This window comes from Salicola sp. AFF1, from assembly GCF_056783195.1.
Map to the genome: position 1 here is coordinate 160,507 of NZ_JBXAYL010000005.1, position 20,082 is coordinate 180,588.

Genomic DNA, 20,082 nt, shown 5'->3' on the forward strand with positions numbered 1-20,082 from the left:
GCTCAGAGGCTGGGCAACAGCCTCCTTGCCACGAGGTCATTGAGCGTGCGTTGTTGCAACAGCTCGGTTGCCGCCTGGATGTCGGGGGCGAAGAAACGGTCACGATCGTAATACGTCACCCTGGCACGCAGCGTATGGCGCGCCTTCTCCAGCACCTCGGTGGTGGTCAATCCCTCCCTGAAATCCAGGCCCTGGCAGGCGGCCAGCCATTCAATGGCCAGCACGGACCGGGCATTATCCGCCATTTCCCACAAGCGCTTGCCGGCCGCGGGCGCCATGGAGACGTGATCCTCCTGATTGGCGGATGTCGGCAGGCTGTCCACGCTGTGGGGGTGCGAAAGCGCCTTATTTTCGCTGGCCAGACCCGCCGCTGTCACCTGGGCAATCATGAATCCGGAGTTCATGCCCCCGTTTTCCACCAGAAACGGCGGCAGCTGGGACATGTTCTGGTCCATCATCAACGAGATCCGGCGCTCGGTGAGCGACCCGATCTCGGCAATGGCGAGGGCGATGTTATCCGCGGCCATGGCGACCGGCTCGGCATGGAAGTTCCCCCCGGAAATGACGTCGTCCTCGGCGGCGAACACCAGGGGATTGTCCGAGACGGCGTTGATCTCAATGGCCAGTACCTCGGCGGCCTGGCGGATCTGGGTGAGGGCGGCGCCCATGACCTGGGGCTGGCAGCGCAGTGAGTAGGGGTCCTGGACCTTGCCGCAGTTGATGTGCGAATCGCTCACCGCGCTGCGTTCGCCCAGCAGATCCCGGTAGGCGGCCGCCGCGTCAATCTGGCCCGGCTGGCCGCGCACCTCGTGGATGCGGGCATCAAAGGGCGCGCGCGAGCTCAGCGTCGCCTCCACCGTCAGTGAGCCGCACACCGTGGCGGCGGCAAAGAGGTCCTCGGCCTCGAACAGCCCCTTCAGGGCGTAGGCGGTGGAGACCTGGGTGCCGTTCAGCAGGGCCAGGCCCTCCTTGGGCGCCAGGGACAGGGGCTCAAGCCCTGCCACTTTCAATGCTTCGGCCCCGGAGAGCCATTCGCCACGGTGGCGGGCGCTGCCCTCGCCCAGAAGCACCACACTCATATGGGCCAGCGGCGCGAGATCGCCGGAGGCACCCACCGAGCCCTTGACCGGGATATGCGGGTAGACCCCGGCGTTCACCAGGGCGGTCAGGGCATCCAGTACCTCCCGGCGGGTGCCGGAATAGCCCCGGGCCAGCGAGTTGACCTTCAGGACCATGATCAGCCGGACCAGGTCATCGCTCAGCGCCTCACCCACGCCGGTGGCATGGGACAGCACGAGTGAGCGCTGCAGGTTCTCCAGCTGGTCGCGTTCGATGCGGGTCTGGGCCAGCAGGCCGAAGCCTGTGTTGATGCCGTAGACGGTCCGGTCCTCGGCCACCACGCGGTTCACGCAGTCCACGGCTGCCTGGACGTTGGCATTGGCGGCGTCGGGCAGGGTTACCCGGACCGGCGACTGGTACAGATGGCGTGCCTGCTGCAGCGTCATCTCCCCGGCGCGAATGGTTAGTTCACTCATGGCGGACCTCACTGGTTGGATGATTCATGATCGCCGACCATCGGCAGATCGAGACCGTTGTCGGCGGCGCAGCGCCGGGCGATGTCATAGCCGGCATCGGCATGGCGCATGACACCGCTCCCCGGGTCGTTGTGCAGGACCCGGCCCAGGCGCGCGTGGGCCTCGTCGGTTCCGTCCGCCACAATGACCACGCCGGCATGCTGGGAGTAGCCCATGCCAACACCACCGCCGTGATGCAGGGAGACCCAGGTAGCACCGCCCGCGGTGTTCAGAAGGGCGTTGAGCAGGGGCCAGTCGGATACCGCATCGCTGCCATCCATCATGGACTCGGTTTCGCGGTTGGGGCTGGCGACTGAACCGGAATCAAGGTGATCGCGACCGATGACCACCGGCGCCTTCAGCTCGCCGTTGTGGACCATCTCGTTGAACGCCTGCCCCAGCCGCGCCCGGTCCTTCAGGCCCAGCCAGCAGATGCGCGCCGGCAGCCCCTGGAAGCTGATGCGCTCCCGGGCCATGTCGAGCCAGTTGTGCAGGTGGGGATCGTCCGGGATCAGTTCCTTGACCTTGGCATCGGTCTTGTAGATGTCTTCCGGGTCACCGGACAGCGCCGCCCAGCGGAAGGGGCCAATGCCCTGGCAGAACAGGGGCCGGATATAGGCCGGGACAAAGCCTGGGAAGTCAAAGGCGTTATCAACGCCTTCCTCCTGGGCCATCTGGCGGATGTTATTGCCATAGTCGAAGGTAGGGACGCCCATTGCCTGGAAATCCAGCATGGCCCGGACGTGGGTCGCCATGGACTGCTTGGCTGCCCGGCTGGTGGTGTCCGGCTCGCTGTCGGCACGCAGGCGGTACTCGTCCCAGGTCCAGCCCGAGGGCAGATAGCCGTTAAGCGGGTCGTGGGCACTGGTCTGGTCGGTCACCATGTCCGGCCGCACGCCACGGCGCACCAGCTCCGACAGTACATCGGCGGCGTTGGCGCACAGACCAATGGAAACCGCCTGGCCTTGCTGGGTGTAGTGGTCGATGCGGGCCAGGGCGTCGTCCAGGTCCTGCGCCTGCTCGTCGAGGTAGCGGGTGCGCAGGCGGAAATCAATGCGTGATTGCTGGCACTCGATGGTCAGCGAGCAGGCGCCGGCGAGGGTGGCCGCCAGCGGTTGGGCCCCGCCCATGCCGCCCAGACCGGCGGTCAGGATCCAGCGACCGGCCAGTTTGCCCTCGTAGTGCTGGCGGCCGGCCTCGACAAAGGTTTCATAGGTGCCCTGGACGATGCCCTGGGAGCCGATGTAGATCCAGGAGCCGGCCGTCATCTGGCCGAACATCATCAGTCCCTGGCGGTCCAGTTCGTTGAAGTGTTCCCAGTTCGCCCAGGCCGGTACCAGGTTGGAGTTGGCGATGAGAACCCGTGGGGCGTTCTCATGGGTCTCGAATACTCCGACCGGCTTGCCGGACTGGATCAGCAGCGACTGATTGTCTTCCAGACGCTGGAGGGTCTCGACGATCGTGTCGTAGCATTCCCAGTCCCGGGCGGCACGACCGATCCCGCCGTAGACCACCAGGTCTTCAGGGCGTTCGGCCACGTCGGGGTGGAGGTTGTTCATCAGCATGCGCAGCGGCGCCTCGGTCAGCCAGCTCCTGCAGGAGCGTTCGCTGCCGGTGGGGGCACCGATCGCCCGGTCGGGGTCGTGACGCTTGTCGTTGTTGGTCATCGGTCAATCCTCGCTTGATCAGTGGCCGGCGGCATCGCCAGTCAGGGTGAGTTGATGGACCAGCCGTGCCGCAACACGGGCGGTCCGTTTATCGATGTCGAACGCAGGGTTGAGCTCGGCAATGTCGGCCACCCGCAGCCGGCCGCTGTCGCGCACCCGATCAATGATGGGCTCCAGCATGGCCAGCGGTACGCCACGCGCCGCCGGGGCACTGACGCCGGGGGCTTCCGCCGCCGGCAATACATCCAGGTCAATGCTCAGGTAAAGGTGGCGGCACTGGACGATGAAGCGTTCCAGTTCGCGGATGATCCGTTCCATGTTGGCGCCCTGGAACGCCCGGTCCTCGTGGATCTGCACATTCAGGGCCTGTGCCTGATCGAAAAGGGCCCGGGTGTTGGATGCCCGGCTGACACCCAGGCAGGCGTACTGGAAGGACCAGCCCCGTGACTGACAGTCCCGGGCCATCTGGGCGAAGGGGGTGCCGGAAGAGCGGCCGTGGTCCGGATTGCGCAGGTCGAAGTGGGCGTCCAGGTTGATGATGCCGACCCGTGGCGGTTGCTCGCTGCCTTCGAGGTGTTGCGCCAGTCCAGACCAGCTGGCGTAGGCGATTTCATGGCCGCCGCCAAGGACAACCGGTTGGTGGCCGGCATCGAGTGTGCCTGCGACCCGTGCGGCCATGGCATCCTGGGCGGCTTCCAGCTCATCGCCCTCGCAGGCCAGGTTGCCGCCGTCATAGACCGGGGCGTCGCGGTGCCAGGCCAGTGGTGCCAGGGCCTGGCGGATGGCATCCGGCCCCTGGGCGGCGCCCGTGCGCCCCTTGTTGCGGGCCACGCCGGCGTCGGTTTCAAAACCCAGGAGCGCGGTCCCTGGTGCCGAGCTGGCCTCAAGTGGCTGGATCCGCTGGTGCCAACGGTCGCTGTCCGGTTCCGGATCGGTCCGGCCCTGCCAGAGGGCGGCGTCGAAGGGGCGTTCAGTCGGCATGATGCACCTCCCCGTTGCAGATCCGCTGGCGCAGCCGGCCGGGCTGTACGGCATAGCTGAGCTCGGCGGGGGTTGCCACATCCCAGAGGCACAGGTCCGCTGGCGCGCCTTCCTCAATACGGCCCAGGTCACTCCGGCCCAGCGCGTCGGCGGCATGGGCCGTCATTCCGGCCAGGGCCTCACGGGGGGTCAGCCGGAACAGGGTGCAGGCCATGTTGAGCATGAGGGTGGGCATGAACAGCGGCGAGGTGCCTGGATTGCCGTCGGTGGCGACCGCCATGGGAACGCCAGCGTCCCGCAGTGCCTGTACCGGTGGCAGCTGAGTCTCCCGCAACGTGTGGAAGGCCCCGGGCAGGAGTACGCCCACGGTGCCATGGTCTTTCATGGCGGTGATGCCGGGCTGGTCCAGGAACTCGATGTGGTCGGCCGACAAGGCACCGTAACGGGCCGCCAGGGCCGCGCCGCCCTGGTTGGAGAGCTGCTCGGCGTGCGCCTTGATGGCCAGGCCATGGTCCAGTGCCGCCTGGAAGACGCGTTCGCATTGCGCCACGGAGAAGGCGATGGTCTCGCAGAAGACGTCGACGGCATCGGCCAGGCCCTGGGCGGCGGCTTCGGGAATCATCTGGTTGCAGACCAGGTCGATGTAGGCATCGCTGTCGTCGCGGTATTCTGTTGGCAGGGCGTGGGCGCCAAGCAGTGTCGTGGTCACGCGCACCGGCAGCGTCTCGCCCAGCCGCCGCGCGACGCGCAGCATCTTGAGTTCGTCCGCCACGCTCAGGCCATAGCCGGACTTGATTTCCACCGAGGTGACGCCATCCGCCATCATTGCTTGCAGGCGACGCTGGGCGGCATTGAAGAGGGTGTCCTCGTCGGCTTCACGCGTGGCCCGCACTGAACTCAGGATGCCGCCGCCCTGGCGGGCGATGGTTTCATAGCTCACGCCTTCCAGGCGTGCCTCGAACTCGCCGGCCCGCTGACCGCCGAACACCAGGTGGGTGTGACAGTCAATCAGCCCGGGGGTCAGCACCCCGCCTCGCCCCATCTCACGACAGCCGGTGGTATCCATGCCGTCCAGCTCTGGCATTGGAAGCAGGCGGGCAACGTGGTTGCCCTCGACCAGGACGGCCATGGGCTCATCCCGGGTCGTGATCCCGTCAAAGACCGTGACATCCCGCCATAGAAGGCGGGGGCTTTCGGTATTGGTCATAGGCCCCCTCTTGTTGTGCTATTTGTATATACAATTTAGCTCAAAAGTTGGCCGACGATAGGGGCTCTGTCAAGAAATGAAGCTGTATGGGGATTCGGAGGTTTCAGGGTTTGTTTTGCAGGCCCCTGTTACAGCAGAAAAATTGGGTTGGATTGGATTTGTAACAGGTCACTGGGGTTCTCCGGGGCGGTTCAGTTGATTGTCTATACAAAAAGGCCGAAAGCCGCGCAGCCCGGCCTGCCCGGCGTCAGGCCCGGTGAAGGGCGGAGCGCAGCTTGTAGCGGTGGCCGGGATGGATCAGCCGGGCGTAACTGACCAGGTGTTCGTCCGACCAGGTACGGCGGATCATTCGCAGGCAGGGCTGCTGCTCCGTGATCTGGAGCCGCTTGGCGGTGTCGGAGTCCACGAGGACGGCCTCAACGACATGCTCCACGTCACTGATGGGGCAGGCAGCGACCAGGACGTCATGGGGGGTCCGGGACTGGAAGTCGTGATCCAGGTAATCCGGGACGCTGCGCGGGTTCACGTAACGGTCCTCAAGCTGGATCGCCACGTCGTCCTCGTAGTGGATGATCAGGGTGTGGAACACGCGCGCGCCCAGGCGCACGCCCAGGCGCATGGACACCTCGTCACCCGCTTCGATTGCTTCCGCCCGCAGCACCTGGCAGGCATAGGCATGGCCGCGGCTGGTGACCTCCGTGGCGATGTTGTGCACCTCCATCAGGGACGATTCCGCCCGGGGATCGGTCACAAAGGTCCCCAGCCCGATCTGGCGGGTAAGGTAGCCCTGCTGGACGAGATTGCGGATCGCGCGGTTGGCGGTCATCCGGCTGACATTGAAATCCCGGGCCAGCTGTTCTTCCGGCGGGATCTGGTGGCTGGGGGGCCATTCCCCACTGCGGATCCTGTCGAGAAGGTGATTTTCAATTTTCAGGTAAAGCGGAACCGTGCTGCCCATGCCAGGTCCTGATGCGAATAATCCGGGGCTCGCAGTTTAACACCGGGAGCGGATGGGCGTGACAGGGTTATCCTTTCTTCGCCTGGAGACCCGCCGATTCAGCCAGTGAGCGGCCAATAGCGACGAAGTCGTCCGCATGTAGCGACGCGCCACCGATCAGCCCACCATCCACATCGGCCAGGCTGAAAATCTCAAGCGCATTGCCCGCCTTGACGCTGCCCCCGTAAAGGATCCGCAGTTGGCTGCCCGCCGAGCCTGTGGGGTCGCTGGCAGCCAGGAAGGCGCGGATGGACTGGTGTACGTCTGAAATCTGGGACGGCGTTGCAACCTCGCCCGTGCCGATGGCCCATACTGGTTCATAGGCGACAAGCCCTTGACCGAGGCCCGACAGGGCTACCTTGTCGACGGCTGCCTGGAGCTGCTGCTGGATCACGTGGTCGGTATTGCCCGCCTGCCGTTCCTCCAGGGTCTCGCCCACACAGAGAACCGGGGTCATGCCGGCCTCCAGGACGGCGGCAAACTTGGCGGCGACCGCTCTATTGGATTCCGCGTGCTCCAGGCGGCGCTCGGAGTGCCCGACCAGTACGTAATGACAGCCCAGCTCCTGGAGCATGGGCGCGCTCATTTCACCGGTGTGTGCGCCCGCGCGGAAACCCGAGACATTCTGGGCGCCCATCTGGAGTCCGGTTTGGCTGAGCGATTCCCGGATCTGGAAAAGGTAGGGCGCAGGCGGACAGACCGCGATGTCCATCCCGGTCGCAAAGGGCCTCAGACCCGGGATAATCCGCAGGAGCAACTCCTGGTTTGCCTGCAGGCTGCCATTCATTTTCCAGTTGCCGATCAAGGCAGGTTGTCTCATTGTTTTGCTCCTCTGTTGGTTAGGCCTCCAGAGCCCAAACGAATCACGCTGGCAGCATTAATGGGTTTGGAACTTGCCCATCAGTTGCTCGATATCGTTCACCGACTCTGAAAGACGGTCACAGGTTGTGACCAGCTGGTTGATTGCCTCTCGGCTTTGCGTGGCGGCGGAGCTGATCTCGTTGACTTGGCCTGACACCATCTGGCTGACACCTTCCTGCTCATCCATGCCCGCCCGGACCTGCTCGGCGCGCTGCTGGATCTCCGAAATGGCGGTCTGGATGTGCCCGGCCCCCTCGGAGAGGTTGATCATCAGGTTCTTGACCGACGCCAGTTGCTCGAAGCTGGCGTCCATGGAAGTCACCGATTCCGACGCCTCCGCTTGGAGTCTGGTCACCAGGTTCCGGATCGTATCGGTGCTCTCCGTCGTCTTGCGGGCGAGACCACGAACCTCATCCGCGACAACAGCGAAACCGCGTCCTGCCTCCCCCGCCCTGGCGGATTCAATGGCCGCATTCAATGCCAGCAGGTTGGTCTGGCCAGCAATGTCGTCGATTGTCTCGGTGATCCGGCTGATGTCCATGGAGGCGGTTTCCAGCTGCTTCAGCTTTTCGGAGGTTTGTTTCGCTTGCGCTTCCAGGTCATCGACACAGCGTCGCGCCTGATCTGAAGACTCGAGGTTGTCGTTGATCTGGCGATTGGCATTCTCAACAAGGGAGTGGGTTTCCCGCACCGACTCGGCTACCTCCCGTCCCGACGCCTCCATTTCGCTCATGGAGCTGGCAATGGAGCTGAGCTCATCGGATTGCTTCTGTATTCGCTCGTTGAAATCCCGTGCGAACCTGGCATTGTCCGAGGCAATAACGGCCATGCCGTGACCCGATTCCTGGAGCTGGTCGAGTACGGTTGCCATCGTGTCCGCCAACTGGTTGACCGATGACTTGAGATCGGTGAATTCCCCCGAGGCCCTGAATTCGAGTCTTCTGGAATAGTCACCCGCCGCCATCGTTGCCAGGTGTCTCAGTGTTGCCTGGAGTGGGGTGCTGATCATGCGGCCCAGCCAGAATGAGGCGGCGATGGACAGCAGCACGACCAGCGGCAGCAGCACGTAGATGAGCTGCTCCGACCGGCGCACGCTCTGGGCCAGCGCCTCCACAATGCCGGTAGCCTCCTGGCTGAGAGACTGGTCGAGTTGGTCCAGTTGTTCGCCAATGGAGGCCAGCAACTGGTCGGCCTCCGCTGTGGAGTCCCTGAGCTGCTGGCGAGCGGTTTGGAAACTCTGGTACTGGCTGATGACGCCGTCTTGCGAATTAACGGACTGCTTGAAGGTGGTGACCAGGGGCGGAAGCGGTTCCAGCCTCGGCACCTCGGCCACCAGTGCGTTGATGTCGGGAACCCAGGTGCTGGTACTGAAGCGCAGGTCTTCCACCACTTTTTTCAGTTCTTCCGGGTCTTCGGTCTGCACCAGCCGCATAATCTGGAGCTCTATGTTGGTGAGCCCGTTCATGACGGTGGTAAAGAGGTCACGGATGTAGATGTCGTCGCCGGCGGGCGCGGTCCCCTCGCGGATCAGTAACCGCTTCATCTCGCCGTTGTTGGCAAGAAAGGCCGAGAGACCCTCGTCAACTGCGCCGGAAACCGCGAGCACACGTTTTTTGGAGGTGGCGATGCGCTCGGCAACCTGGCTCAGGCGCTTAACCCTGGCGCGGAGCTTCTCGAGGGTGGTTTGAAGGTCACCGGTCCCGTCCGCCTCAAACCGGGTGTTGAGCGCCTTGGTGCGGGCTTGGAGGTTATCGATCGCGCTGTTGAGGCTTGCCAGCCTTTGGCTGAGCTGCTCCTCACTGGATGCCGCCACAACCGCCAGCGATTGGGTCTTGGCTTCCCCTCGGTTGGTCCGTAGATCCTTGATCAGGCCATCCAGGGGGAAGACGTCTGTTGCCAGCCTGTTTGTGGTGTCCGAAAAGGCCGTTAACACCGACAGGTTGAACAGCCCCCATCCCACAATGATCAGGCAAAGCACCCCAAAACCGGCGTACAGGCGATGGATTACAGAGATTCTTGTCATTGTTCTGGCCCGTTTTCCGTGTGGACAGGAGTAGGCGTGACGCGCGCCATTGGCGAAAAGGGGCGGCGCTTGGCCTGTACTGGAGCCTAGTTGGGAGGGAAAGGGGGAGCAATCCGGCGGCAACCAGACCCAGCGGAAAACCGGGCCCTGGCCGTCACGGGTTGGGCCGCGACGCCGGGCCCGTGGAAGCCAGCCCTAGCGGGCCTGCTCCCAGGTCTTCAGCAGTTCCTTGTAGGGAACGGTCTTGCCCTGCACCTTTTCATTCTCGAGCTTGGGCTTGGGCGAGCCCGGCTGGTCGAGCCAGTACTGGGGATCACGCGTCTCGTTCAGCTTGGGTCCACAGGTTTCCATAACCTGGGCGCGCTCGAGGCGGTTCATGATGCTGTCCTGGGCCTTGGCCAGACCGTCCAGGGCCTGCTGGGGCGTCTTCTCGCCACTGGCCGCCTGCGAGACATACTGCCACCACAGGTTGGCCATCTTGGGATAGTCCGGGATATTGGTGCCGGTGGGCGTCCACTGAACCCGGGCCGGGCTGCGGTAGAATTCCACCAGGCCACCCAGCCGCGGTGCCATTTCGGTCATGACATCGGATTCAATGTCGGACTCGCGAATGGGTGTCAGGCCCGCGACGGTCTTTTCAAGCGAAACGGACTTGGCGGTGGTGAACTGGGCGTAGAGCCAGGCCGCCAGGCGACGTTTCTTGGGCGTGGAGTCGAAGAAGGTCCAGGAGCCAACGTCCTGATAACCCAGCTTCATGCCCTCTTCCCAGTAGGGGCCGCGCGGGGAGGGGGCCATGCGCCACTTGGGCGTGCCGTCCTCGTTGACCACCGGCAGGTCCTCTTTAAGCATGCTTTCGGTGAACGCCGTGTACCAGAAAATCTGTTGCGCGACGTTGCCCTGGGCGGGGACCGGGCCGGCTTCGGAGAAGGTCATGCCCTGGGCTTCCGGTGGGGCGTAGTCTTCAAGCCAGTTCACGTATTTGGTGGTGGCATAGACCGCTGGCGGCGCATTGGTGGCACCGCCGCGGCTCATGCTGGCGCCGACCGGGTGGCAATCGTCCACGCGCACGCCCCATTCGTCCACGGGTACGCCATTGGGCAGCCCCTTGTCACCGCCGCCTGCCATGGAGAACCAGGCGTCGGTAAAGCGCCACCCCAGTGACGGGTCTTTCTTGCCGTAGTCCATGTGGCCATAGACGCGTTCGCCGTCTATTTCTTCCACATGCTCGGTGAAGAACTCCGCGATGTCCTCGTAGGCCGACCAGTTCTTGGGCACGCCCAGTTCATAGCCGTAGATCTCCTTGAACTGTTTCCTGAAGTCCTCGCGTGCGAACCAGTCCGCCCGGAACCAGTAGAGGTTGGCGAACTGCTGGTCGGGCAGCTGGTACAGGGTGCCGTCCGGGCCGGTTGTGAAATCCAGCCCAATGAAGTCGTCCAGGTCCAGTGTCGGCAGCGTCAGCTGCGGGTTGTTGTCCATGATCGTATCGACCGGAACCACCTTCCCGTAGCGCAGGTGGGTGCCGATCAGGTCGGAGTCATTGACGTAGCCGTCATAGATGTTGCGCCCGGACTGCATCTGCGTCTGCAGCTTCTCGATGACGTTGCCTTCCGTGATCAGCGTATGGTTCAGCTTGATCCCCGTGATCTCGGAAAAGGCTTCAGCCAGCACATTGGATTCGTACTTGTGCGTGGCGAGCGTTTCCGAAACCACATTGATTTCCATGCCACGGAACGGCTCTGCCGCTTCTGCGAACCATTTCAGCTCTTCGAGCTGTTCCTCTTTGGTGAGCGTGGACCGCTTGAACTCCTTGTTGACCCACTTCTCCGCTGCGTCCGAGTACTCGTCGGCACCCGCGCCAAGGCTAAGAGCCATGGCGCAAGTGCCGATAGCAGTACTCAAGATCAGGGACTTAGGATATTTGTTGTTCTTGGTCATATCCAACCTCGGTCGTTTTTTGTGGATAAAACGAAACAGTTTTGTTTCGTTTCTGTGCATAGCGAACAGAGCCGCTACCTGGAAGTAGGCGCGAGCCGAGGGCTACGGCTCGCTGATTCCCAATTTCACCCTAGTTCGTCTTCGAAATTTTCACAAGCCTGAACCATTTGTTATCGAAAACGAACCTGACAGCGCTGTGTATCACCCCCAACGGAACAGCACCAGCTGCCATACAATCGCCACCACCAGCGCCACCCAAAGGGTGATATCGGTCAGCGCCAGGAAGGCGAGGTGGATGTAGGCTGCGGAGAGAAGGCCGATGAACAGGCGATCCCCCCGGGTTGTTGGGATTGGCAGGAATCCCTTGCGTTCAATACTGGGCGAGATGATTTCGTAAACGGTCATCGTTGCCAGTATGGCCGCGATCACAATGAAAAAGATGGCGACGCTGGGCGTCCAGTTCATCCAGGCAAGCATGGTATTTCTCCTTCAAACGCGCCCGAGAGCGAAGCCTTTGGCAACATGATGGCGTACGAACCAGATCACCATGAGCCCGGGAATGATTGTTAACGAGCCGGCCGCGGCCAACACGCCCCAGTCGATGCCGCTGGCACTTACTGTGCGCGTCATGATGGCGCCAATGGGCAGGGCGTCGACCGAGGTCAGGGTGCGTGCCAGCAACAGCTCCACCCACGAGAACATGAAGGCGAAAAAGGCCGCCACACCAATGCCTGAGCGGATCATGGGCAGGAATACTTTCACGAAGAACTTGGGGAACCTGTAGCCGTCGATATAGGCCATCTCGTCGTACTCCCGGGGCACGCCGGACATGAACCCCTCCAGGATCCACACCGCCAGGGGAACGTTGAACAGGCAGTGGGAAAGCGCCACGCCAAGATAGGTATCAAACAGGCCCACGGTGTTGTAGAGCTGGAAGAACGGCAGCAGGAACACCGCCGGTGGCGCCATGCGGTTGCTCAGCAGCCAGAAGAACAGATGCTTGTCTCCCACGAACTTGTACCGGCTGAACGCGTAGGCGGCGGGCAATGCCACCACCAGGGTGATGATGACGTTCATCGACACATAGGCAATGGAGTTGAGAAAGCCGCTGTACCAGCTGGGGTCGGAAAAGATCACGGCGTAGTTGGCCAGCGTGAAGTCGTGCGGCCACAGGGTAAGACTGCCGGTGATCTCCTGGTTGGTCTTGAACGACATGTTCAGCAACCAGTAGACCGGCATCAGCCAGAGCAGGATCAGCAGGGTAATGCCGATGTTCTTGGCACGTGTCTGTTGCATGGGAATCTCCTTTTTATTGTTCTTTTTCGTCTTGGGTAATGGCCGTAAAGAACACCCAAGAGATGAGCAATATGATCAGGAAATAGATCAACGAGAAGGCGGCGGCCCGTCCCAGGTCGAACTGGCCGATGGCCATGTTGGTCAGGGTCTGGCTCAGGAAGGTGGTTGAGCTGCCTGGCCCGCCGCCGGTGAGAACGAAGGGCTCGATGTAGATCATGAAGCTGTCCATGAACCGCAGCAGGATCGCGATGATCAGAACGCTCTTGAGCCGTGGAAGCTGGATGTAGCGGAAAATGGCCCATTTCGAGGCGCGGTCGACCTCCGCCGCCTGGTAGAACGCTTCCGGGATGGCGCGCAGGCCGGAGTAGCAGAGCAGCGCGACCAGCGGTGTCCAGTGCCAGACGTCCATCAGCAGAACGGTGAACCAGGCGTCGATGCTGTCGCCGGTGTAGTTGTAGTCGAAGAAGGTATTCAGTCCGGCTCCGAACAGGCCAATGTCCTCGCGTCCGAAGATCTGCCAGATGGTGCCGACCACGTTCCAGGGGATCAGCAGGGGAATGGCGATCAGGATCAGACACAGGGAGGCCCGGATCCCGGACTGGGGCATCATCAGCGCGATGCCGATGCCCAGCGGAATCTGGATCGCCAGCACGGCGCCGGAGAAGATGAACTGGCGCACCAGCGAATCCTGCAGGCGCTCACTGGCAAGTACCTCGCGGAACCACTCGGTCCCGACAAAGTAGGCCTGACCGGGGCCGAAGATGTCCTGTACGGAGTAGTTGACCACGGTCATGAGCGGGATAATGGCTGTGAAGGCGACCAGAAGGAATACAGGCAGTACCAGCCACCAGGCGTGGTTATTCGGGACTTTTTTCATCGCTGCTGCTCCTGAACCAGAAATTCATCCACGTACAGCTTCAGCCATTGGCTGGGAAATGAGAGATGGACACTCTCACCGATGGAGACGTCGAACTCTTCGTCCTGACGAACCTTCATGGCCGTGGCGTCAAGCTGAACCGTGACCATCTTGTAGGTGCCCAGATCTTCCACATGGCTGACCGTTGCTTCGTAGGTGTCGTCCGAGGGAATAAGGGACAGCTGAACGAATTCCGGCCGGATGCCCACTTTGATGTTGTCGGACTGGATGCGCTGGAGGTGTTCCACCTGCCAGGCCGGCAGGGGCAGTGTGGTTTCGCCAAAGCAGACCCCCTGTTCGCAGGGAGCGACCTCGACCAGGTTCATGCCAGGGCTGCCAATGAAAAAACCAACGAAGGTGTGGTTGGGTTCCTCGAACAGTTCCGTGGGCGATCCAAACTGAACAATCTGCCCGTCGTACATGACCGCGATCTTGTCGGCGAAGGTGGCGGCTTCCAGCTGGTCGTGGGTGACATAGACCATGGTGATGTTGAATCGCTCATGGATCTGTTTGAGCTTGCGCCGCAGTTTCCACTTCATCTGGGGGTCGATCACCGTCAGCGGCTCATCGAAAAGGATGGCCGAGACGTCGTCACGAACCAGGCCGCGCCCCATGGAGACCTTCTGCTTTTCATCCGCCCCCAGGTTCTTGGCCTTCTTGTAGAGCTTTTCCTGGAGCTCAAGCACCTCCGCCATCTCGTGCACGCGCGCATTGATCTTGGAAGTGGGAACACCGCTGTTTCTGAGAGGGAAGGCGAGGTTGTTGAACACGGTCATGGAGTCGTAGATGACCGGGAACTGGAAAACCTGCGCGATGTTGCGATCCCGGGGCGAGCGCTCGTTAACCCGGGTGCCATCAAAGAGCACATCGCCTTCCGAGGGCTTAACCAACCCCGAGATGATGTTGAGCATGGTGCTCTTGCCGCAGCCGGATGGCCCCAGTAGGGCGTAAGCCCCGCCCTGTTCCCAGACGTGGTTCAGCTGGCGGATGGCGTAGTCCTCCGGCCCCTGGGGCGTCGCGCTGTAGCTGTGGGCCAGTGAATTGAGCTGTATTTCAGCCATCAGGCGCTCCCTCCTGTGATTGCGGATGGCGTGTGCACCAGGTCTTCATCGCTATCAAACACAAAGAGTTTGTTGATGGGGAGGTAGACCTTGATCGGGGCGCCTTCCTCATAGCGGTGAACCCCCAGCAGTTGAAGCACCATCTCAAAGTGGCGGTTCTGGACATGCATGAAGGTTTCAGAGCCGCTGATCTCGCTCAGCTCAACTTCCATGGCCATCTCCAGGTCGTCATCGTTGATGGGAGCCAGTGCGGTGTGGCTGGGTCGGATACCAAACCAGTAGTCCCCGGGTGGCAGTTTCGCCAGGTCCTGGGTGAGCGCGTGATGGGAGTACTGATCAAACGTGACCTCGGTCTCCGTGACGCGACCATGGATCATGTTCATGGGGGGCTCGCTGAAAAGCTGCGCGGCAAGGGTATTGACCGGTGCCCGGTAAACCCCCATTACCGGCCCGCTCTGAACAACCCGCCCTTCGTGCAGCAGGGTGGTCGTGCCGCTCAGTGCCAGCGCCTCGTTCGCCTCGGTGGTGGCATAGACCGCGATGCAGTTGCGCTCCTTGAACAGCTCCCGCAGCTCCGAACGCAATTCCTCGCGCAGCTTGTAGTCCAGGTTGACCAGGGGTTCATCGAACAGCACAAGGGTGGCGTCCTTAACCAGCGCCCTGGCCATGGCCGTACGCTGCTGCTGCCCTCCCGATAGCTCCAGGGGATAGCGCTTGAGCAGCGTATCAATACGCAGCATCGCGGCGGTTTCCTTGACCCGGCGGTCGATCTCGTCGGTTGGCATCCTGGCAAGGCGCAGGGGCGAGGCAATATTGTCGTAGACCGTCAGGGTCGGGTAGTTGATGAACTGCTGATAGATCATCGAGATGTTGCGTTTTTGAACCGACTGGCCCGTGACATCCTTGCCGTTGTAGATCAGGCGGCCGCTGGTGGGCTTATCCAGCCCAGCCATCAAGCGCATCAGTGACGTCTTGCCAGAGAGCGTCCGCCCAAGCAGGACGTTGAAGGACCCGGCCTCAAAGGTCAGGTTCGCCTCCCGTATGTGATCGACACCATCGACCTTACGGGAGAGGTTCTCCAGTGTTAGGGACATACGTTTTCCTTCTTGTTCTTGTGGCAGAGGTATCCTCGGCACAATGGCTGTCAGGAGTGCCTTGGATAGTCGCTTGCGAGGTGGAAGGGGCAAGATCTGTACCGGCTTTTTCGAGATTCCCGCATAGACATATTCAGGCATCTGGCAGTGAAGGGATTTTGGGTCGGTTTCGCGGTTTTCGAATGAAGCTTTCGTGGGTTCGTTTGGGAGCAGTTGTTCATTTTGAACAGATTTTTGAACAACCCTGCAACGGATTGTTGAACAGGCCTGGCTTTTTCAAACACCGTGGCGTCGTGCAGACGTGCGGAAAAAACAGGCGTAATACCGCGCTTCATTTGAGGGAGCTCTGCCGGGGGAGCGCCGGCGCGCTCTCCCGGCAAGCGGGGGCAAGGCGGCTCAGGGAGGCGTGTCGTTAGCGGGCCTCCTCCCAGGTTTCCAGGAGCTCCTGGTAGGGGACGGTCTTGCCTGGCGGCTTTTCGTTTTCGAGTAATGGTTTGGGAGCGCCCGGCTGGGTCAGCCAGTAGCGGGCGTTGCCGTCCTCATTGAGCTTGGGCTTGCAGTGCTCGATCCGCTCGCCCCGGTCCAGGCGGTTGAGCATCCGGTCCAGGGCTTGCGCCAGTCCATCCAGGGCTTCCTTGGGGGTGGCCTCGCCCTGGGCGGCACGGCCGATGTACTGCCACCAGAGCTGTGCCAGCTTGGGGTAATCCGGGATATTGGTCCCGGTGGGCGTCCACTGATTCCTGGTGGGGCTGCGATAGAATTCCACCAGGCCGCCCAGTTTCGGGGCCATTTCGGTCATCACATCGGAATGGATGTCAGACTTTCGGATCGGGGTCAGCCCTGCCAGCGTTTTTTCCAGTGACACGGACTTGGCGACTGTGAACTGGGCGTAGAGCCAGGCGGCCAGGCGGCGTTTTCTGGGCGTTGACTTGAAGAAGGTCCAGGCACCGACGTCCTGGTAGCCGAGCTTCATGCCCTCTTCCCAGTAGGGGCCGCGAGGGGACGGCGCCATGCGCCATTTGGGGGTGCCATCCCGGTTCACCACCGGCAGGTCGTTCTTGAGCATGCTTTCAGTAAAGGCGGTATACCAGAAAATCTGCTGTGCAATGTTGCCCTTTCCGGGGACCGGCCCTGCTTCGGAAAACGTCATCTCCTGGGCTTCAGGAGGCGCGTACTGGTGCAGCCAGTTAACGTATTTCCGCATCGCGTAAACGGCTGCGGGGCCGTTGGTGGCGCCGCCACGGCCAACGCTGGCGCCAACGGGGTGGCAATCGTCAACGCGCACGCCCCATTCGTCCACTGGCGTCCCATTGGGTAGCCCTTTGTCTCCCGCGCCTGCCATGGAAAACCAGGCATCGGTGAAACGCCACCCGAGCGACGGATGTTTCTTGCCGTAGTCCATGTGCCCGTATACGGGCTCACCGTTGATCTCCTTGACGTCCTCGGTGAAAAATTCGGCGATGTCCTCGTAGGCTGACCAGTTCCTGGGAACCCCCAGCTCATAGCCGTAGAGTTCCTTGAACCGTTTCTGGAGATCATCGCGGGCGAACCAGTCAGCGCGGAACCAGTAAAGGTTGGCGAACTGCTGGTCGGGCAGCTGGTACAGGGTGCCGTCCGGGCCTGTCGTAAAGGACAGGCCAATGAAGTCATCAAGGTCCAGTGTGGGCAACGTATAGCGAGCCCCTTTCCCTCTCATCAGATCGTCGATGGGGACAACCTTGCCGGAGCGGTAATGGGTCCCGATGAGATCGGAGTCGTTGATGTAGCCGTCATAGAGGTTCCGGTCGGTCTGCATCTGGGTCTGGAGCGTTTCGATCACTTCGCCTTCCGGCTTCAGGACATGGTTGACCTGGATTCCGGTGATTTCAGAAAACGCTTTGGCCAGCACCCTGGATTCGTACTGATGGGTGGCGATCGTCTCTGATACGACCGTGATTTCCATGCCCCGCAAGGGCTTTGCCGCTTCCGTGAACCATTTCAACTCCTCGATCTGCTCGGCCCTGGTCAGGGTGGAACGCTCGAAATGCTGGTCCACCCACTTTTGCGTGGCCCACAGGAATTGGTCGGCTGTGGCATGCAGGCTAAGGGCCATAGTGAGAATGCCTATTACGGCCGGGGGAAGCAGGGTTAACTGGTGCTTGTTTTTGTTGTACATGCTCGAACCTCCGTGAATTGTCCTTGAGCCAGGCGTAACCAAGACCGCTGGGGGGGGGCTGATGCTGACCCCCTCAACGGTGGGACGCGGTCTTCTGATCGCTTGTGCTCATGCGGGAAGCTTAGTTCGTTTGGTGCGAAAAAACGAATCCCCTGTTCCAGCCAGCTGCCTTGCTGCGTGCGGCGCTCCTTGGCGCCATTCCGGCGCACCAGGGGCTCCCGCAAGGGGTGTCATGGAAGCTTCAGGGCTTCTTGTGTTTTCTTTTTGAAACATAAAGATGTTCGTTTCATGCTTGATCGGTGGGGTTGAACATTGACCTGAACAGGTATTGAACGGATGATTGAACCGTTCAGTACGAATGACGTGACAAGAACAACAAACGAACAGAGGCAGCTGGTGGCATGGACAAGGAGGAATCAGCAGGGTTCCGGCGCGAGATCCTGGACTCCTGGGAGCGGTGTTTGGATTATGGCCTTGACCAGGAACAAGAGCCACACGCTTCTGATGCCGCGTTCCTGGTACAGCCAGAGCGCTCGGAGACCGAGCTCATGGCGGTGACGGAAATGGAGGTTCTCCCCAATCAGAGCGAGGTGTTCTCAAGCAGTCGTTGCCTGGTGGTTCTGGCGGACCGCAATGCCACTGTCCTGGGATCCTGGGGCAGCGGGCGGATGGCTGACAAGAAGCTTAAGCCCCGCTTCCAGCGTGGCACCAACTGGCAGGAGCGGGTAACCGGGACCAACTCAATTGGTACCGCTGTTGCTACTTCCGCCCCCATCCAGGTCCAGCGGACCGAGCATTTCCTCAAAGCCAACCGCCGCCTGGTTGGCTCTGCCGCCCCGATTTTCGACGCCCAGAAGGCGTTGGCTGGCGTTCTGAGTGTTTTCAGCGATGCCTATCTCCCGGAGGCTCACACGCTGGGGGCGGTCAGGCTGCTTTCCCAGTCTGTTGAAAACCGTTTGATCCGCCGGCAATTCGAGGGCGTCTATTTCCTGATCACGTTGAATACGACAGCGGATAACTTCGATAGCCCCTGGTCCGGCCTTCTGGTGTGCGATGAGACCGGGCGGGTTATCTCCAGTAATCAGCGGGCCGATCAGCTGCTTGGTGTCCAGACGTTTCAGGTGGCCCTGGATGCGCTTTTCACCAGCAGCTGCGACGGGATTCTTGGGCAACCCGCTGATGTTCCCATACAGCTGGTTACCCGGAGCAGGGTGCGGTTGAGTGCGCGGATCAAGCGCCCCGGCTCCAGCCCAGTGGATACGGAAGCGGTCGCCAGTGGGGGGGGGCAGCCCCGGCAGCTGGCTGACAACGAGGGTGAGCTGCGGCTTGAGTATGGGGACCCGGCCGTCCGCCGGAGCTTCGACCAGGCCTCCAAGGTTCTGGAGCGGGGTGTGCCGGTTCTGATCGGTGGCGAGACCGGTGTCGGCAAGGAGGTCATGGTGAAAGCCCTGCATCACGCCAGTCATCGCCGGGACCAGCCGCTTATTTCCGTGAACTGCGCGGCCATCCCGCCCGAATTGGTGGAGTCTGAGCTGTTTGGGTATGAGTCGGGGGCTTTTACGGGGGCACGCTCCCAAGGGGCCCTGGGCTTCATCCGCAAGGCGGATAAGGGGATCCTCTTTCTGGACGAAATCGGAGAAATGCCGGTTTCCGCCCAGTCACGGTTGCTTCGTGTGCTGCAGGAGCGGGAGGTTACACCGGTGGGGGCTACCTATAACGTTCCGGTGGACCTGCTGTTGGTGACGGCGAGCAACAGGAACCTAGCCTCCCAGATTGAGGCGGGGCGGTTCAGGGCGGATCTCTATTACCGTGTTAATGGGTTGAGTGTTGAGCTGCCAGCGTTGCGCAAGCGCATGGATAAGCGGGAACTGATCCAGCGGCTCTATTGGCAGTACCGTGAGCCAGGGCAGGCGACGACCCTATGCCCTGAGGTGCTCGCCACTCTGGAGCATCATCCCTGGCCGGGGAATATCCGGCAATTGGTCAATGTCCTCAAAGTTGCCATTGCCATTGCCGACGGTGACGATGTACGGGGCTGGCATCTGCCCACGGAGTTTCTGGCTGGGCTGGAACAGCAGGCGCAGAACGATCCATCGCCGGCAGGGGTGGCGCATGAGGCGGCCAGGGAGACCGCTGCTGACGAGGCGGGGCTGGATTGGGGCCGCAAGGAATGGGGCATGGACGGTACCGGTAGAATACTGGATCTTTATCAGAGGTCTAAAGGTAACGTATCCCGGACTGCCAGAGAGCTGGGGATCAGCCGGAATACGCTGTATAAACGGTTACGGGAGTTGGGGGTGCGCTAGGTCCGTAAG

The 20,082-nt window shown here is 61.7% G+C and carries 15 protein-coding genes; 1 reads left to right on the plus strand and 14 read right to left on the minus strand.

The genetic code is table 11. The annotated features are described in order from the left end of the window. Positions 1–2: 2 nt before the first annotated feature. From hutH to AC1RQI_RS05240, 14 genes are all read right to left on the minus strand, one after another. The gene (gene hutH / locus AC1RQI_RS05175) at positions 3–1,535 is read right to left on the minus strand and encodes a histidine ammonia-lyase (RefSeq protein WP_481903935.1); all 1,533 of its coding nucleotides are present in this window, start codon (positions 1,533–1,535) and stop codon (positions 3–5) included. An 8-nt stretch (positions 1,536–1,543) separates the two neighbouring features. After that, on the minus strand, positions 1,544–3,241 hold the full coding sequence (hutU, locus tag AC1RQI_RS05180; RefSeq protein ID WP_481903936.1) for a urocanate hydratase: 1,698 nt from the start codon (positions 3,239–3,241) through the stop codon (positions 1,544–1,546). Between the two features lie 18 nt (positions 3,242–3,259). After that, the gene (gene hutG, locus AC1RQI_RS05185; RefSeq protein WP_481903937.1) at positions 3,260–4,222 is read right to left on the minus strand and encodes a formimidoylglutamase; all 963 of its coding nucleotides are present in this window, start codon (positions 4,220–4,222) and stop codon (positions 3,260–3,262) included. Then, positions 4,212–5,429 carry an imidazolonepropionase gene (hutI, locus tag AC1RQI_RS05190; protein ID WP_416633421.1) on the minus strand — a complete coding sequence of 406 codons (1,218 nt, stop codon included), beginning with the start codon at positions 5,427–5,429 and terminating at the stop codon, positions 4,212–4,214. The genes hutG and hutI overlap by 11 nt, the downstream gene beginning before the upstream one ends. A gap of 247 nt (positions 5,430–5,676) precedes the next feature. Next, a complete protein-coding gene (hutC, locus tag AC1RQI_RS05195) occupies positions 5,677–6,387 on the minus strand; it encodes a histidine utilization repressor (protein ID WP_481903938.1) in 711 nt (236 codons plus the stop codon). Between the two features lie 67 nt (positions 6,388–6,454). Then, a complete protein-coding gene (tpiA, locus tag AC1RQI_RS05200) occupies positions 6,455–7,246 on the minus strand; it encodes a triose-phosphate isomerase (RefSeq protein WP_481903939.1) in 792 nt (263 codons plus the stop codon). 57 nt (positions 7,247–7,303) lie between these two features. After that, positions 7,304–9,310, minus strand: a complete 2,007-nt coding sequence (locus AC1RQI_RS05205) for a methyl-accepting chemotaxis protein (RefSeq protein WP_481903941.1) — start codon at positions 9,308–9,310, stop codon at positions 7,304–7,306. 195 nt (positions 9,311–9,505) lie between these two features. Next, positions 9,506–11,182, minus strand: a complete 1,677-nt coding sequence (locus AC1RQI_RS05210; RefSeq protein WP_481903942.1) for an ABC transporter substrate-binding protein — start codon at positions 11,180–11,182, stop codon at positions 9,506–9,508. A 264-nt stretch (positions 11,183–11,446) separates the two neighbouring features. Next, positions 11,447–11,722 (minus strand): DUF2160 domain-containing protein, encoded by a 276-nt coding sequence (locus AC1RQI_RS05215; RefSeq protein ID WP_416633425.1) that lies wholly within the window; start codon positions 11,720–11,722, stop codon positions 11,447–11,449. Positions 11,723–11,734: 12 nt separating this feature from the next. Further along, the gene (locus tag AC1RQI_RS05220; protein WP_416633426.1) at positions 11,735–12,541 is read right to left on the minus strand and encodes a carbohydrate ABC transporter permease; all 807 of its coding nucleotides are present in this window, start codon (positions 12,539–12,541) and stop codon (positions 11,735–11,737) included. Positions 12,542–12,554: 13 nt separating this feature from the next. Next, positions 12,555–13,418, minus strand: coding sequence for a carbohydrate ABC transporter permease (locus AC1RQI_RS05225; RefSeq protein ID WP_416633427.1), 864 nt, complete (start codon positions 13,416–13,418; stop codon positions 12,555–12,557). Further along, positions 13,415–14,518 carry an ABC transporter ATP-binding protein gene (locus AC1RQI_RS05230; RefSeq protein WP_416633428.1) on the minus strand — a complete coding sequence of 368 codons (1,104 nt, stop codon included), beginning with the start codon at positions 14,516–14,518 and terminating at the stop codon, positions 13,415–13,417. Before AC1RQI_RS05230 ends, AC1RQI_RS05225 begins: the two co-directional genes overlap by 4 nt. Beyond that, positions 14,518–15,612, minus strand: coding sequence for an ABC transporter ATP-binding protein (locus AC1RQI_RS05235; RefSeq protein ID WP_481903943.1), 1,095 nt, complete (start codon positions 15,610–15,612; stop codon positions 14,518–14,520). Before AC1RQI_RS05235 ends, AC1RQI_RS05230 begins: the two co-directional genes overlap by 1 nt. 412 nt (positions 15,613–16,024) lie before the next feature. Beyond that, positions 16,025–17,767, minus strand: a complete 1,743-nt coding sequence (locus tag AC1RQI_RS05240; RefSeq protein ID WP_481903944.1) for an ABC transporter substrate-binding protein — start codon at positions 17,765–17,767, stop codon at positions 16,025–16,027. Positions 17,768–18,168: 401 nt separating this feature from the next. On the opposite strand from AC1RQI_RS05240, the gene AC1RQI_RS05245 reads away from it, so the two are divergent. Beyond that, positions 18,169–20,073, plus strand: a complete 1,905-nt coding sequence (locus tag AC1RQI_RS05245; protein ID WP_481903945.1) for a sigma-54-dependent Fis family transcriptional regulator — start codon at positions 18,169–18,171, stop codon at positions 20,071–20,073. The last annotated feature ends 9 nt before the right edge of the window (positions 20,074–20,082 follow it).

Excerpts from the sequence above, each read along its gene's own strand:
- AC1RQI_RS05205 (WP_481903941.1), bottom strand. The coding sequence starts at position 9,310 with ATGACAAGAATCTCTGTAATCCATCGCCTGTACGCCGGTTTTGGGGTG.
- hutI (WP_416633421.1), bottom strand. The coding sequence starts at position 5,429 with ATGACCAATACCGAAAGCCCCCGCCTTCTATGGCGGGATGTCACGGTC.
- AC1RQI_RS05215 (WP_416633425.1), bottom strand. The coding sequence starts at position 11,722 with ATGCTTGCCTGGATGAACTGGACGCCCAGCGTCGCCATCTTTTTCATT.
- AC1RQI_RS05240 (WP_481903944.1), bottom strand. The coding sequence starts at position 17,767 with ATGTACAACAAAAACAAGCACCAGTTAACCCTGCTTCCCCCGGCCGTA.
- hutC (WP_481903938.1), bottom strand. The coding sequence starts at position 6,387 with ATGGGCAGCACGGTTCCGCTTTACCTGAAAATTGAAAATCACCTTCTC.
- AC1RQI_RS05230 (WP_416633428.1), bottom strand. The coding sequence starts at position 14,518 with ATGGCTGAAATACAGCTCAATTCACTGGCCCACAGCTACAGCGCGACG.
- AC1RQI_RS05225 (WP_416633427.1), bottom strand. The coding sequence starts at position 13,418 with ATGAAAAAAGTCCCGAATAACCACGCCTGGTGGCTGGTACTGCCTGTA.
- hutH (WP_481903935.1), bottom strand. The coding sequence starts at position 1,535 with ATGAGTGAACTAACCATTCGCGCCGGGGAGATGACGCTGCAGCAGGCA.
- tpiA (WP_481903939.1), bottom strand. The coding sequence starts at position 7,246 with ATGAGACAACCTGCCTTGATCGGCAACTGGAAAATGAATGGCAGCCTG.
- hutG (WP_481903937.1), bottom strand. The coding sequence starts at position 4,222 with ATGCCGACTGAACGCCCCTTCGACGCCGCCCTCTGGCAGGGCCGGACC.
- AC1RQI_RS05220 (WP_416633426.1), bottom strand. The coding sequence starts at position 12,541 with ATGCAACAGACACGTGCCAAGAACATCGGCATTACCCTGCTGATCCTG.
- AC1RQI_RS05235 (WP_481903943.1), bottom strand. The coding sequence starts at position 15,612 with ATGTCCCTAACACTGGAGAACCTCTCCCGTAAGGTCGATGGTGTCGAT.
- hutU (WP_481903936.1), bottom strand. The coding sequence starts at position 3,241 with ATGACCAACAACGACAAGCGTCACGACCCCGACCGGGCGATCGGTGCC.
- AC1RQI_RS05210 (WP_481903942.1), bottom strand. The coding sequence starts at position 11,182 with ATGGCTCTTAGCCTTGGCGCGGGTGCCGACGAGTACTCGGACGCAGCG.
- AC1RQI_RS05245 (WP_481903945.1), top strand. The coding sequence starts at position 18,169 with ATGGACAAGGAGGAATCAGCAGGGTTCCGGCGCGAGATCCTGGACTCC.